Origin of the sequence: Burkholderia sp. E168m22 (genome assembly GCF_001319805.1) — a bacterium.
Taxonomy (GTDB): Bacteria; Pseudomonadota; Gammaproteobacteria; order Burkholderiales; family Burkholderiaceae; genus Burkholderia; species Burkholderia orbicola.
This window is the reverse complement of the sequence record NZ_BBSK01000049.1, coordinates 42,409-56,945: the sequence shown is the minus strand read 5'-3', so window position 1 is coordinate 56,945 and position 14,537 is coordinate 42,409. Positions and strand designations below refer to the sequence as shown.

Sequence of the window (14,537 nt, the reverse complement as noted above, 5' to 3'; positions counted from 1 at the left end):
TTGTGTGTTCAATTCGTCATCGACGTATAACCGTCTCTCAGTGTCGACGGGAGGGTTGTTGCATCCCTGGAGCAGAGAAACTGTCCCCATCCTTGAACGGCTGTCATCAGGTGCTCGGCGTCGCCACCGATGAACTGATTTCTGAATCTTGCGAGACGGGCGAGCACGTCCGGAGGCAAATCAAATGTGACGACCCTTGTCAGCCAGTCGCCAGCGACGGAAGCAGTCGGGACGGTATCGGAGGCAATCGAGAGGCGGTTAGGCGGGGGTACGGGCGGAACGGCGCTTGCCAGTGCTGCGACGGCGCCCGCCTCATGCACGCCGGGAAAAACTGGAACCAGGTATCCGGACCGACCATCGTCGGGGGATCCCACGCCAGACTGCGCGTCACTTCGGCCCGTGGTCGTCGCGAATACCAAAAGGTTGGTCGGACGGAAGGCGCTCTGGAGAACGGTCTGAAACGACGCGAGCCATAGCCGGTAGGGCGCGGCATCAATGTCGCGCATGCAGACAATATGAAAGCAATCGGGTGCGCCCAAGGCTGCCTGCCAGGCATGCGCGAATGCGGTCGGTGCTTGCGTCCCGGGTGCCCGCCAGAGGTCGTCGAGACCGATGATGCTGGGGTCCAGAGCCATCGTTCGATAAACACCGGCGGAGATGCAACGCGCATACGCCCGGAGGGTGAGTTCGGCTTGCGGGCCACATAGCAGCACCAGCTCCCCGGCGCGCGCGAAAATGTCAGTCAGTCGTAGTGCGCTTTCATCGATTCCATGGCGCTTAGCTTCCTCGCTGATGACGGCGGTCAAGGAACCATATCCAATTTCGTTACAGGCGCCGCTCGGCATTCCGGTTCCCCAAGGCGGCATGGCCGGTGGAATCAGCGACGGCTCATGGTAACCGTGTTGAGTCAGCATGCCCTCGAGTCGTTCGGCAATGAACGACAACGCGGGATGGCCTTGAACGGGGCTTTGGGCGAGGGTGATGCGCAATTCCGAGGCAACCGCCGACAAGCCATCTGAAATCGCCTTCTGTTGCTCACGCCTCTCGTTACACTGTCTCTCCAGTTCTGCGGCGTCGCTCGAAGCCCGGGCGCGACGCTGCTCCAGATTCAGGATCTCTTCCGAGAGTTCGTCGCGCTGACGTCGTGCTTCGGTAAGTGATGCCTCGGTTTCCTCTCTCACCTGACGCTCAAGGCTGGGCCGTGCCTCTTCGAGAGCATGGCGGGTCGCCAGTTGCGTCGCGGCCGCGACTTTGTCCTTGATACCCGTGAGGTTGAGTATCAACGAAGCCAGTTCTTCAGACGCCTCCAGTCGTGCTTCAAGTATCGGCCAGTCTGTCTGGAGCCGTTCCATGTCAAGGACGATGCCGTTGTCCTCTCCCGGCATGAGGTCCGCCTGCCGGAGCGCGCGGGAAATGTACTTGACGGCATCCCGTGACGGTCGTGCGTAAGCGGTATCTCCAACACCCTGCATGAACTTCCGGAAGCGGTCGATAACGCGCTCGATAAAGTCCTGGTCACTACACCAGTTGACCGTTCCAATGACGGTAGCATGCGGTATGGTTTGAGCTGGAATGACCCGCAATCCGTTGAAGTCCAGCGACGTTTTCCAACCGTTGGGCATTTCCTTCAGTTGCACGGGGCGCGAGAGGCTGTTGCTGCGCCAAAGACCATCGGCCGAGCGCGTGAGCGTGACATCACAGAAGAGGTCATCGGACAGCAGGGCGACCGCAGTCACGGAGTTGAATTCAAGCGGGAGGGGGACGCCCTCATTGAAGAGCCTTCGTCGTGCCATCTCTAGTGAAATCGACGACAGGTCGACAATTGGCGTCGCCCGCACGATGTCCTCGGCGAGGAGGAGGTCGGGACCATGTAGGTCACGTTGCTCGTTCGGACGCTGCGTGAATGTCCACAGGCTGTCGGTTGGGGCGTTAAGCAGACCGCGCCTTGAGAATATTTTCCCTTCCTTGGGAAACATTTCTACCGTGTTATCGATTCGTTTCCATTGCCCTGCGACTCGCACCGCGAGGGGCTCAATCCGTGCCCAGTTCGCTTCGTTTCTGAAGACTTTTCCCAAAAACAGCTCGTCGTCCATCACAACCCCATAACCCTCATTTTCACTGGTGCCCGACAGGGGGCGGCATCAATTCCTGAACCCGAAACACGTTCCTGTTTCGAGACCATCCAAGTGCTTCCGCCGACAGGCTACTCAACTTTGCGTCAAGCGCCCACCTGTCGTCGACAAAGGCCTGGCCGAACATGGAGCGTATCCAGCCGACGCAGTCTGCAGTCATACCGTAGACATACGTCCAGCGCCCGTCCACTAATGCTGGACCAGGACTTCGACAGGACGAAAGCATGACGAGATTCGCAAGTGGCTCGACGAGGTGACCGTCCTCGCTATTTCGTATGAGGCGGGCGCCGTCCCATCTGAACATCGCGATTCGCGCACGTCGGTACGCCTCGATGATTGCTGACGTTCGGGAAGTGGTCACGTACCGCGTGGAACCGGGGCCGGTGACAACGAAGATGTCATCCCGGTCGCCTCGTTCTCGCCGGAAACGTTCGAGGTTTACTGGCCCGGGATTCGTGTTATCAAGGCTCCGAAAAATGCCGTCGGTCCAGTTCCATCGCCCCACGCGTCGATGTCGCGATTCATCGACGTTCTCGGGTGGCCAGCAGTCCGGCGCAGCCATGGGGGCGTATATCGGCTGTTCGGCAACCACCCATGCGAGTTCTTTCGCGACCTCGTCGAGAGCAGGTCCCCGCGCGAGTTGCATACATGCGGCGTACTCACTTGCTCCGGGTCGTTCCATCACCGTACAGCCGGCGGCTTGAGCGGTTTGCTGGAAGCGGCGCCGGATATTCGCAGGTGCACTTCCAACGAGCAGCAATCCTTCTATGCCTTCTCTATTCCTAACTCTGATAAGAGAGGGTGGAGTCAGCCACCATCGGCGCGCTCGCCATCTCAGATTGGAGGTAGGTGTCAGCCAGCCACACTCCATCAATCCACGCAGTATGTCCCAGACCGGGGGAGCGTTGTCTCCGAGGACGGCGCGCATGGTCGACACAAGCTCCTGTTCTGACCAGCCGGCGCGGCCTCCGGCGTACACCACTTCCAGACAGTCCTGGAACTTTGCTGAGCGCTCACTATCGACGGGCGGGTGGTCATCAGTGATGTTCGTCAGGACAATCGGCCCGCATGTCGAACGAACACGCGCTTCCTCCCGTCGCCGCCACGTCGCCTCCTCGATATCCCTGAGTTCGGCGTGTTCAAGGGCATCGGGGAAAAAGGCAACTGACGTTTCGATGGCGAGAGGCTCCGCCGACGGAATAATGTTCTCGTCCAGACGAAGCTTGTATGTGCCCTTGAGCGGCGTGCACGCGATGATTGAATAGAGGTTGTCGGAATCGCGACGGAGCCGACACTTCACTCCGTCTTCGTGCACTGGGCGCAGCGTCACAGCGCCGGGACCTGCAATCCTGATTTGCGGGAGAAGTGCGCTCCGGCCGAGAAGTCCTGAGCCGGTCCTGTGCCCGCCGACAAGCATCATGGCCTGGGAAGGCGGACCGGCTGGTTCGATGCTCCCTCCTAAGTATTGATACACGGAGCGGCAATCGCGGGCCGGAATCGGGCCCGCTAGTCTCCATTCGTCTCCAATCGGCTCTGTACTGACGCCCCATTTAAGGGCGACGTCCCGGTTTTTCTTTGATAGGAGGAGAAGGCAGCGGGTGGGCACTGGTGGCTGGAGCAGACTCGAATGCCATACACCGAAGCGGGACTCGACGAACGGGATGCCGCCGCGGCTGATGGCCGAAACAAGCGCTTCACTTGCGATTTTCCCGACTCGCTCGCTAGCCCAAGATGTCGTTTGCGCCATAACAAGGTCCGGGAACCCCTCTAGGATCTGGAGCGGGTCGACGTTCCCTTTCATATCAGCCAGAACGACGCGCAGTTCCACGTCGCCGAGCGTTGCGCTGAATCTGAGCTCAAGGCGCGGTACAAAGAATCGCTCGGCTGTTGGTGAATGCCGTTCCGTCAGGAGACCGGTCAAGGCTACCCAGAAGCGATGCAGGCCAAGCAACGAGGCCTTCCTCAGATACAGCTGCCGGTATTCTGCGCTCGCCTGGCGCATTGCCGACGAAAAGCTGGCGTCGTTTTCGACCAGGGGGGCCAGCTTAATTGCAGCCCCTACTGGGTCAACGATTGTGCGGTATTCCGTCCTTCGGTCCAGAAGTTGACGCAGTCGCTTGACGTCACGCCAACTCGGGAACGTTATCGCGTTGGTGAGGCCTAGGTGCTTGCCCGTGCCCGGTGGTGGAAGCATGACCTGTCGGACGGCTTCCCCGGCGGCGTGCGCCTCGTCACACCAGTCTCGCAACCGGAGCCACAGGTCTGGCAACGCCGAACGGTTGTTGAATGGATTCTGGGTTCCGAAGGCTCGAGCGAGGTTTTTGCCGAACTCGTGCGTTGAGTTGTTGTTGTCAGCCGTCGCGACAATCGCACATGTCATCACGAGGAACCGAAAGAAGCCCGGCAGTTCCGGTCTGGGCTTGAATGGCACGACACCGTTGGCCAGTGCGTCGATCATTGCGGCCGGACCACCGCAGGCTGCGGCCAGCAATCGTACCGGGTCTGCGTCATGCGCGATTTTCAAAGCCATGCGCAGTTGCGGTTCGGATGCGTCGATGTAGCGCAGCGGGCCTGCACCAAACGCCCCGTCGGAATGCAGATAGTAAGCCGTAAGCGCGGCTTCGACGCGCATCTGGTCCGCCGCCGAACACCGGTCTGCTACTAGAGCTAACACCGAATGGCCCTCTTTCCAGGAAGTTCTTTGCTCTGATTTCAGTGTTGCTTTCCGCTTATCGGAGCCGAAAGCGACTTCTTCTGACTATATGAATGTAACAGGATGTTACCTCAATCGCGCATCCAAAAATCCAAAAATCACGAGTCCATTGATTCACTCGCACATTCATCGACTCGTACCGCTCGGAAACGGAGTGGTTGGGATAGCCTGTGGCCTCTTTGTATGCCAGTTCGCCTTTTTCGACGTGCGCCACCATCGCCGATTTAAAAGCCAGGCTATAGTCTCGCTGCGTCCGCTTGATCCCTTGCCTCACTTGGCAGGTCTCCGCTTCCGCGAAAAAGTGTCAACCTATTTCACGACGGGTCACGGAAAGCAAAAAAGCCGCTGTCCTTGCGGAACAGCGGCTTTTTTGGTGAAACTGGTGGCGAATCAGGGATTCGAACGCCAGACTTTTGGACTATGATTTTGCGGCTGAGCTCTCATAAAACATGACGCTCCACAGGTAGGTTAGTCGCGCCAATTTTTTCGCTCCGTCGCAAAACTACGGTGCCAGTCGCACATACTCTGGCGCCCTACGACTACAAGAGGAATCAAACGTCAATATTCCCCGCCCGCAACGCATTGCTCTCAATAAACGCCCGCCGCGGCTCGACATCATCCCCCATGAGGGTAGTAAAGATCCCATCCGCAGCAATCGCGTCTTCGATCTGCACACGCAGCAGTCGCCGCACTGCCGGATCCATCGTCGTTTCCCACAGCTGCTCGGGGTTCATCTCCCCCAGCCCCTTATAGCGTTGTTTCGACACGTTCCGCTCAGCATCCGCCAGCAGCCACTTCATCGCGCTCTTGAAGTCCGCCACGGCCATGCTGCGCTCACCGCGCTTGATGACCGCACCTTCCCCAATCAGCCCCTTGAACGTATTCGCGGTCGTCACGAGCTGCTGATAATCCGCCGTGTGCTGGAATTCCTGGTCGATGACCGAAACCCGCACGTTGCCGTGATGTGTCCGCTCGACATGCAGCGCTCGCTGTTCGCGAACCGCGTCATACGAAGGCACAACCCGCACTTCGTTCTTCAGCGCTTCATCATGCAACGCCGCGTGCAGCGCCTTAGCCGAAGCCTCGGTCGACTCCTCGTTGGAGAGATCGATCACCACGCCATCCATAACGGCTTCCAGCGCAGCCGGGTCATACAACCGGCTCAACCGATCGATAACGCTCTGCGACAGCAGATACGACCGTGCCAGCTCCCCAAGCGCATCGCCCGAAATCGCCGCCGCGTTCTCCCCAGGCACCAGCTCCGACCCTTGCAGCGCCAACCGCAGCATATGCGCGTTGAGCTCCACGTCATCCTTCAGATACCGCTCGTCCTTGCCCGCCTTGATCTTGTAAAGCGGCGGCTGCGCGATATACACGTATCCGCGCTCGATCATGTCCGGCATCTGGCGATACAGGAACGTGAGCAGCAGTGTCCGGATGTGCGCACCGTCGACGTCCGCGTCGGTCATGATGATGATGCGGTGATAGCGGAGCTTGTCGAGGTTGTAGTCTTCCTTGCCGATCCCGCACCCAAGCGCGGTCACGAGCGTGACGATCTGTTCCGACGACAGCAGCTTGTCGTAGCGAGCCTTCTCGACGTTCAGCACCTTGCCGCGTAGCGGCAGGATCGCCTGGAACTTGCGATCGCGCCCTTGCTTGGCCGACCCACCTGCCGAGTCACCCTCGACGATATAGATTTCGCACTTCGCCGGGTCTTTCTCCTGGCAGTCCGCGAGCTTGCCGGGCAGGCCGACGCCGTCGAGCACGCCCTTGCGGCGCGTCATCTCACGCGCCTTCCGCGCAGCATCGCGCGCACGCGCGGCCTCGACGATCTTCCCGCAAATGATCTTCGCGTCGATCGGCGTTTCCAGCAGGAATTCTTCCAGCGCCTTCGCCACAACCTCCTCAACCGGCGCACGAACCTCGGAAGAAACCAGCTTGTCCTTCGTCTGCGAGCTGAACTTCGGCTCCGGCACCTTCACGGACAGCACGCACGACAGCCCTTCGCGCATGTCGTCGCCGGTCGTCTCGACCTTCGCCTTCTTCGCGATTTCGTTGTCGGTGATGTACTTGTTGATGACGCGTGTCATCGCGGCCCGCAGGCCGGTCAGGTGCGTGCCGCCGTCGCGCTGCGGAATGTTGTTCGTGAAGCACAGCACGTTCTCGTTGTAGCTGTCGTTCCACTGCATCGCGACTTCGACGCCCACGCCGTCCTTCTCGCCGTTGGCGAAGAACACGGTCGGGTGCAGGTTGGTCTTCGTCTTGTTGATGTACTCGACGAAGCCCTTCACACCGCCGGCGAACGCGAAATCGTCTTCCTTGCCCGAGCGCAGGTCCGTGAGACGAATCCGCACGCCGTTGTTCAGGAACGAAAGCTCGCGCATCCGCTTCGCGAGGATGTCGTAGTGATACTCGACCGTGCCGAAAATGGTCGGATCGGCCATGAAGTGCACTTCGGTGCCGCGGTTCTCGGTGTCGCCGGTCACGAGCATCGGCGACACTTCCACGCCGTCCACCACCTCGAGCACGCGATCCTGCGCGACGCCGCGATGGAACTCCATGAACCGCTTCTTGCCATCGCGGCGCACGGTGAGGCGCAGCCAGCTCGACAGCGCGTTCACGCACGACACGCCCACGCCGTGCAGGCCGCCCGACACCTTGTAGCTGTTCTGGTCGAACTTGCCGCCGGCGTGCAGCTCGGTCATCACGATCTCGGCGGCGCTGCGCTTCGGCTCGTGCTTGTCGTTCATCTTCACGTCGGTCGGAATCCCGCGGCCGTTGTCGGTCACGGAAATCGAGTTGTCGGCGTGAATCGTCACGTGGATGTCGTTGCAGTACCCGGCCAACGCTTCGTCGATCGAGTTGTCGAGCACCTCGAACACGAGGTGGTGCAGACCGGTGCCGTCCGACGTGTCGCCGATGTACATCCCGGGGCGCTTGCGCACCGCTTCCAGCCCTTCGAGGATCTGGATCGACGAAGCGCCGTAGCTGCTGTTATCGGGTTGCGAATTGTGCTGTTCACTCATGGATATCTTCCGGTTCTGCGGGGCCACTCTCGTGGCGGCGCGGTGCGTTTCAGCGAGAAATCGCCGGGCCGCTCCAGTTTCCTGGCCCGCCCCAAGTGCCGAAAAGGCACTAAAAGGGCGGGTTGTCGGTTCGCCATAAAAACGCCAAAGGGGCTTGCCGCCCCCTGGTGTGTGTCGCGATGTCGAGCGCGTCAGATGCGCATCGGCATCACGACATACTTGAACTCGTCGTTCTCGGGCACGGTGATCAGCGCGCTCGAGCTGGCGTCGCCGAGGCTCACCTGCACGGTGTCGACCTTCAGGTTCGCGAGCACGTCGAGCAGATACGTGACGTTGAAGCCGATGTCGACGGTATCGCCCTGGTAGGCGATTTCGAGTTCTTCCTGCGCCTCTTCCTGATCGGCGTTGGTCGACATGATCTTCAGCTGGCCCGGCGCGATGATGCAGCGCACGCCCTTGAACTTGTCCGAGGTCAGGATCGCCGCGCGCTGCAGCGAACGCTGCAGTTCCTCACGGCCGATCTCGAACGTGTTCTTGTGCGCCTTCGGGATCACGCGCTGGAAGTCGGGGAACTTGCCCTCGACGAGTTTCGACACGAGCTCGACCTGGCCGAACGTGAACTTGGCCTGGGTTTGCGCGATGTCGATGGTGACGGTGTCGTCGATGTCTTCGAGCAGGCGCTGCAGCTCGAGAATCGTCTTGCGCGGCACGATGACTTCCTGGCGACCGAACGTGCCGCCTTCGAGCTTCATCGACGAGAACGCGAGGCGGTGGCCGTCGGTGGCCACGGCCATCAGCTGGTCGCCGTCGACGACGAGCAGCATGCCGTTCAGGTAGTAGCGGATGTCCTGCTGCGCCATCGCGAAGTGCACCATGCCGAGCAACTGGCGGAACGACTTCTGCGGGACGGTGAGCGTGGCGCCGAAATCCTTCGCCTGCGCGACGGTCGGGAACTCGTCGGCCGCCAGCGTCTGCAGCGCGAAGCGGCTCTTGCCCGATTGAACGGTGAGGCGCTTGTCGGCGAGCGACAGCGTGACCTGGCCGTCAGGCATCGCGCGCAGGATGTCGAGCAGCTTGCGGGCCGCGACGGTGGTCGCGATCTGGTCGCCGCCGACGCCGAAGTCGGCGCGCGTGGTGATCTGCAGCTCCAGGTCGGTCGACAGGAATGAAACGTCCGGGCCGTTCTTGGTGATCAGCAGGTTGGCGAGGATCGGCAACGTATGGCGGCGTTCGACGATGCCGCTGACCGTTTGCAGCGGCCTGAGGAGGGTGTCTCGTTCGGTCTTGACCAGTTGCATAGAGTTCCTTCGTTGAGTAACGGCCTGCAGCGCAGCAGCCACGCAGCGCCCCGCCGGCCGGGCTCTTGGCCCGCCACCACCGGGGCGGTCAAACCAGTATTGTGCCTCAAAACCGAACCGCCCCCCTTAAATTGGGGCGGAGGCCGAATTATCAAGCGCGGTGCGCGCGCTCAGCCCTTCAGCGTCTGTTCCAGCACGTGCAGCTCGTGGTTGAGCTGCGCGTCCTTGCTGCGCTCGTCGGCGATCTTGCGCACCGCGTGCAGCACGGTGGTGTGATCGCGCCCGCCGAACAGCTCGCCGATTTCCGGCAGGCTCTTCTGCGTGAGTTCCTTCGCCAGGTACATCGCAATCTGCCGCGGCCGCGCGATGTTCGCGGGGCGCTTCTTCGAGTACATGTCCGCGACCTTGATGTTGTAGAAATCGGCGACGGTCTTCTGGATGTTCTCGACCGAAATCTGCCGGTTCTGCACGGTCAGCAGGTCCTTCAGCGCTTCCTTGGTCAGCTCGATCGAGATCTCGCGGCCGTGGAACTTCGAATACGCGAGGATCTTGCGCAGCGCACCTTCGAGTTCGCGCACGTTCGAGCGCAGGTGCTTCGCGACGAAGAACGCGACGTCTTCCGAGAGATTCACGCCTTCCGACTGCGCCTTGCGCATCAGGATCGCGACGCGCATTTCCAGCTCGGGCGGCTCGATTGCGACGGTGAGGCCCGAATCGAAGCGCGAGATCAGGCGATCGTCGATGCCCGAGATTTCCTTCGGATACGTGTCGCTGGTGATGATCACCTGCGCCTTGTTCGCGACGAGCGCCTCGAACGCGTAGAAGAATTCCTCTTGCGTGCGCGACTTGCCGGAGAAGAACTGGATATCGTCGATCAGCAGCAGGTCGAGCGAGTGGTAGTAGCGCTTGAAGTCGTCGAACGCCTTGCGCTGGTACGCCTTCACCACGTCCGACACGTATTGCTCGGCGTGGATGTAGCGGATGCGCGCGCCGGCCTTGTCGAGCAGCAGCTGGTTGCCGATCGCGTGGATCAGGTGGGTCTTGCCGAGGCCGACGCCGCCGTACAGGAACAGCGGGTTGTACGAGATGCCCGGGTTGTCCGCGACCTGGATCGCGGCGGCGCGCGCGAGCTGGTTCGCCTTGCCGGTCACGAAGTTGTCGAACGTGAGCACCGGGTTCAGCTTCGAGCGCTCGTACATCGAATCGGCTTCGCCGCCGTTCGCGGGCGCGGCGCCCGGGCCCGGACGCCACGTGCGGCGGCCGGCCGCGGCTTCGTGCGCGGGCAGGCTCGGCAGGTCGATGTCGGCGTCGTCGGCGTTCAGGTGGTGTGCGGCGGCCGCCGACGGCGTCATCGGCACGTCGGCCGGCGCGCTGGGCGCAGCGGCGGCATTCGCGGTCAGGTTGGCGGCGATCGCGGCGACCGTCGCGGCCGGGCCGTTCGGGGTCAGCGGCGCACGTGGCGCGGCCGGTGCGGCGCCTGCGGCGGCGCTGCGCATGCCGGCCTTCGGATCGAGGACGAACTGGACTTCGATCGGCGTGTTCCAGAATTCGCGGGCCAGATCGGAGATCCGGCCCGAAAACTGGCTCTTGACCCAGTCCAGCTTGAAGCGGTTCGGCGCGGCGATGGACAGCGTGTTCGCCGACGCATCGAAGGCCACCGGGGCCAAGGGTTTGATCCACGTCACGTACTGCTGGGGCGTCAGCTCGCGCTCCAGCAGTGCGGAACAGTGTTGCCAGAAATCGTTCATCAAGTAACTGTCGTTTTTTGCGTGCACAGCGCGGCTCGCCGGCGCCCTTGTCGCAGTCGCGCAACAAGGCCCGAAGCGGTCGTGCGAGCGTGCCTCGGACGCCTGCGTCACAGTGTTGGAGGGGCAGGCGCGAGCCGAGGCGGCGTGCGGGATTCTTGGAGATAAGGCGAGATTCTAACGCCAAACGCGGCCACAGCGGGACTTATCCACAGGCTGGGTTGGTGGGTCGCGGGGCCGGATCGGCGCGGCCCGGCACAGGCGAGCGACTCGTAAAGTATTGACCGTCAACGGAAAAACGGTTTAAATAGCGGGTTCCGCGAAAACCAATCCTGTATTCCCGGCGATTGCGTTCGCCCGAATGCCTCCGGTTAAGGGCACGCGGTCCCCTGAATTTCGACATTCTCGAACAAGTGAGAACATCATGAAACGTACTTACCAACCGTCCGTGACGCGCCGCAAGCGCACCCATGGCTTCCGTGTCCGCATGAAGACGGCAGGTGGCCGCAAGGTCATCAACGCTCGCCGCGCGAAGGGCCGCAAGCGCCTCGCCATCTAAGGCAGGTTGCGCGCTGTGTCCGCCGTCCGCAGTCCTGCGGAAGGTGCCGTCGAGCCGGGTGCGAATCCGTCGCAGACGAAAGCCGCCTTCCCGAAAGCTGCGCGACTTCTGAAAACGGATGAATTTTCATCCGTTTTTCGTTTGCGCCCCTGGCGGCGCTCCGCGCACTTCGTGATCTACGGCAAGCCGACCGGTCAGCCTGCACGCCTGGGGCTCGTCATCGGCAAGAAGTATGCGCCGCGAGCGGTCACCCGTAACCTCGTGAAGCGGCTGGCGCGCGATCAGTTTCGCCTGCGCCGCGCCGAATTCGCCGGTTACGACCTGCTGCTGCGGCAGCACACGCGCTTCGACAAGAAAGCGCTGCCGAGCGCGGCTTCCGCCCCGCTCGCGGCGATGTGCGCGGCCGAGATCCGCGAACTGCTCGACAGGGCAGTCCGGGAAATCGCGCGCCGTGCGTCGAAGCCCGCGTCCGAGTGACGCATCCGTCCGTGGTGCGGCGGCGTTCGCGCCCGCCCGGCCGGTTTTGACGCGGCGTCGTACGGCGCCGCCCAAGGTATGAAAACGGTATTGATCGCCTTGCTGCGCTTCTACAAGGTTGCCGTGAGCCCGATGCTCGGCAACCGTTGCCGTTTTTATCCTTCCTGTTCGGATTACGCGCGCGAGGCAATCCAGTATCATGGCGCCGCGCGCGGCACGTATCTCGCCGTCAGGCGCGTGTGCCGATGCCACCCGTTTTCCGCGGGCGGCATCGACCTCGTCCCGCCGCCCAACTCCGACACTCGCGCTCGCGGCGAAGCCGACGCGCGGTCCCATCGACTCTGAGACAACGCATGGATATCAAACGCACCGTCCTATGGGTGATCTTCTTCATGTCAGCTGTCATGCTGTACGACAACTGGCAGCGGGACCATGGACGCCCGTCGATGTTCTTCCCGAGCGCCACGCACACGGCCCCGGCCGCTGCCGGCGGCGCATCGGGCACGGGCGCGACGACGACCGCAGGTGACGTGCCGCCCGCCGCAGCCGGCGCCGCACCGTCGACGACGGCCCCGGCCGCCCAGGCGCAGCTCGTGAAGTTCTCGACCGACGTGTACGACGGCGAAATCGACACGCGCGGCGGCACGCTCGCGAAGCTGACGCTGAAGAAGCAGGGCGACGGCAAGCAGCCCGACCTGTACATCACGCTGTTCGACCACACGGCCGGCCACACGTACCTCGCGCGCACGGGCCTGCTCGGCGGCGATTTCCCGAACCACAACGATGTCTATACGCAGCTGAACCCCGGCTCGACGTCGCTGACGGGCGACCAGAACACGCTGAAGCTGTCGTTCGAATCGCCGGTGAAGGGCGGCGTGAAGGTCGTGAAGACCTACACGTTCACGCGCGGCAGCTACGTGATCGGCGTCGACACCAAGATCGACAACGTCGGCACGGCACCGGTCACGCCGACGGTCTACATGGAACTGGTGCGCGACAACACGGCCGTCGAAACGCCGATGTTCTCGCATACGTTCCTCGGGCCGGCGGTCTACACGGACGCGAAGCACTTCCAGAAGATCGACTTCAGCGACCTCGACAAGAACAAGGCGAACTTCGAGAAGTCCGCGGACAACGGTTGGGTCGCGATGGTGCAGCACTACTTCGCGTCGGCCTGGATTCCGCAGCAGGGCGCGAAGCGCGACATCTACGCTGAAAAGATCGACCCGACGCTGTACCGCGTCGGCGTGAAGCAGCCGGTCGCCGCGATCGCGCCGGGCCAGTCGGCCGACGTGCAGGCGCGCCTGTTCGCCGGTCCGGAAGAAGAGCGCATGCTCGAAGGCATCGCGCCGGGCCTGGAGCTCGTGAAGGACTACGGCTGGGTGACGATCATCGCGAAGCCGCTGTTCTGGCTGCTCGAGAAGATTCACGGCTACGTCGGCAACTGGGGCTGGGCGATCGTGCTGCTGACGGTGCTGATCAAGGCCGTGTTCTTCCCGCTGTCGGCCGCGAGCTACAAGTCGATGGCGCGCATGAAGGAAATCACGCCGCGCATGCAGGCGCTGCGCGAACGCTTCAAGAGCGATCCGCAGAAGATGAACGCCGCGCTGATGGAGCTGTACAAGACCGAGAAGGTCAATCCGTTCGGCGGCTGCCTGCCGGTCGTGATCCAGATCCCGGTGTTCATCTCGCTGTACTGGGTGCTGCTCGCATCGGTCGAAATGCGCGGCGCGCCGTGGATTCTGTGGATTCACGACCTGTCGCAGCGCGATCCGTTCTTCATCCTGCCGGTGCTGATGGCCGTGTCGATGTTCGTGCAGACGAGCCTGAACCCGACGCCGCCGGACCCGGTCCAGGCGAAGATGATGAAGTTCATGCCGATCGCTTTCTCGGTGATGTTCTTCTTCTTCCCGGCAGGTCTCGTGCTGTACTACGTGGTGAACAACGTGCTGTCGATCGCGCAGCAGTACTACATCACGCGCAAGCTCGGCGGCGTCAAGAAGAAGCCGGCCTGACGTTCGTTGCATTCGCGGGTGGCCAGCCGCCCGCGATGTGCGCAAAAAAAAGCCGCATGGTTCGTGACCATGCGGCTTTTTGTTTTCCCGGCGTTTTCCCGGCGACGACGGCGGCGGCGCGTGCGGTTGCTGCCGTTTAGGCCTTCTTCGCTTCGAGTTTCGGATCGCCGTAGAACTGCTCGACCAGTTCCTGCACGAGGTAGCGCTGATGCGGAGACAAGGCCTCGATCTTCGATGCGAGTTCGATCGTCTCGGGCGTGGGCGGATAGCGTTCGTCGCGCGGCAGCGGTTGCGGCGTCGGATGTTCGATCACGCTCGGCGATGGCCCGTAATGCAGCCAGTGCACTTCGACGCGCAACCATTCAGCGAGCGTTTCGAGTTTGTCCGACGTCGGGATCGTGCGGCCCGTCAGCCATTTGTGCGCGGTTTGCGGCGAAACGGGGTGCGTTCCGCGGTGACGCAGATTGAATCGGTTCGCCAGCTCCGTCGCGCCGGTGACCTTCTCCGGGCTGCGCCGCAGGGCGAATTTCAGGCGTTCCGAGAACGCGGCTTTTTCTTCGGATGTCGGCATG

The 14,537-nt window shown here is 62.1% G+C and carries 10 protein-coding genes; 4 read left to right on the top strand and 6 right to left on the bottom strand.

What is annotated here, in order from left to right:
• Window positions 1-8: 8 nt before the first annotated feature.
• The 5 genes from AP428_RS13475 to dnaA all read right to left on the bottom strand — a co-directional run bounded on the left by AP428_RS13475 (window position 9) and on the right by dnaA (window position 10,917).
• Window positions 9-2,093, bottom strand: a complete 2,085-nt coding sequence (locus AP428_RS13475; RefSeq protein WP_156349316.1) for a hypothetical protein — start codon at window positions 2,091-2,093, stop codon at window positions 9-11.
• Between the two features lie 22 nt (window positions 2,094-2,115).
• Window positions 2,116-4,764: a hypothetical protein gene (locus AP428_RS36695; RefSeq protein WP_156349315.1), complete on the bottom strand. Its 2,649-nt coding sequence runs from the start codon at window positions 4,762-4,764 to the stop codon at window positions 2,116-2,118.
• A gap of 632 nt (window positions 4,765-5,396) precedes the next feature.
• Window positions 5,397-7,871 (bottom strand): DNA topoisomerase (ATP-hydrolyzing) subunit B, encoded by a 2,475-nt coding sequence (gene gyrB, locus AP428_RS13465; protein ID WP_011546516.1) that lies wholly within the window; start codon window positions 7,869-7,871, stop codon window positions 5,397-5,399.
• Between the two features lie 191 nt (window positions 7,872-8,062).
• Window positions 8,063-9,169, bottom strand: a complete 1,107-nt coding sequence (gene dnaN / locus AP428_RS13460; RefSeq protein ID WP_006490996.1) for a DNA polymerase III subunit beta — start codon at window positions 9,167-9,169, stop codon at window positions 8,063-8,065.
• A gap of 170 nt (window positions 9,170-9,339) precedes the next feature.
• Window positions 9,340-10,917 carry a chromosomal replication initiator protein DnaA gene (gene dnaA, locus AP428_RS13455; protein WP_012327525.1) on the bottom strand — a complete coding sequence of 526 codons (1,578 nt, stop codon included), beginning with the start codon at window positions 10,915-10,917 and terminating at the stop codon, window positions 9,340-9,342.
• 421 nt (window positions 10,918-11,338) lie between these two features.
• On the opposite strand from dnaA, the gene rpmH reads away from it, so the two are divergent.
• From rpmH to yidC, 4 genes are all read left to right on the top strand, one after another.
• Window positions 11,339-11,473, top strand: coding sequence for a 50S ribosomal protein L34 (gene rpmH / locus AP428_RS13450; RefSeq protein ID WP_004198824.1), 135 nt, complete (start codon window positions 11,339-11,341; stop codon window positions 11,471-11,473).
• Window positions 11,474-11,488: 15 nt separating this feature from the next.
• The gene (rnpA, locus tag AP428_RS13445; RefSeq protein ID WP_006489941.1) at window positions 11,489-11,950 is read left to right on the top strand and encodes a ribonuclease P protein component; all 462 of its coding nucleotides are present in this window, start codon (window positions 11,489-11,491) and stop codon (window positions 11,948-11,950) included.
• A 78-nt stretch (window positions 11,951-12,028) separates the two neighbouring features.
• On the top strand, window positions 12,029-12,295 hold the full coding sequence (gene yidD, locus AP428_RS13440; protein WP_006489939.1) for a membrane protein insertion efficiency factor YidD: 267 nt from the start codon (window positions 12,029-12,031) through the stop codon (window positions 12,293-12,295).
• Window positions 12,296-12,303: 8 nt separating this feature from the next.
• A complete protein-coding gene (gene yidC, locus AP428_RS13435; RefSeq protein WP_054928174.1) occupies window positions 12,304-13,965 on the top strand; it encodes a membrane protein insertase YidC in 1,662 nt (553 codons plus the stop codon).
• A 136-nt stretch (window positions 13,966-14,101) separates the two neighbouring features.
• Here the strand turns inward: yidC and AP428_RS13430 are convergent, their stop codons facing one another.
• Complete coding sequence (locus AP428_RS13430; RefSeq protein WP_006489946.1) at window positions 14,102-14,536, bottom strand: transcriptional regulator; 435 nt, start codon at window positions 14,534-14,536, stop codon at window positions 14,102-14,104.
• Between the last annotated feature and the right edge of the window lies 1 nt (window position 14,537).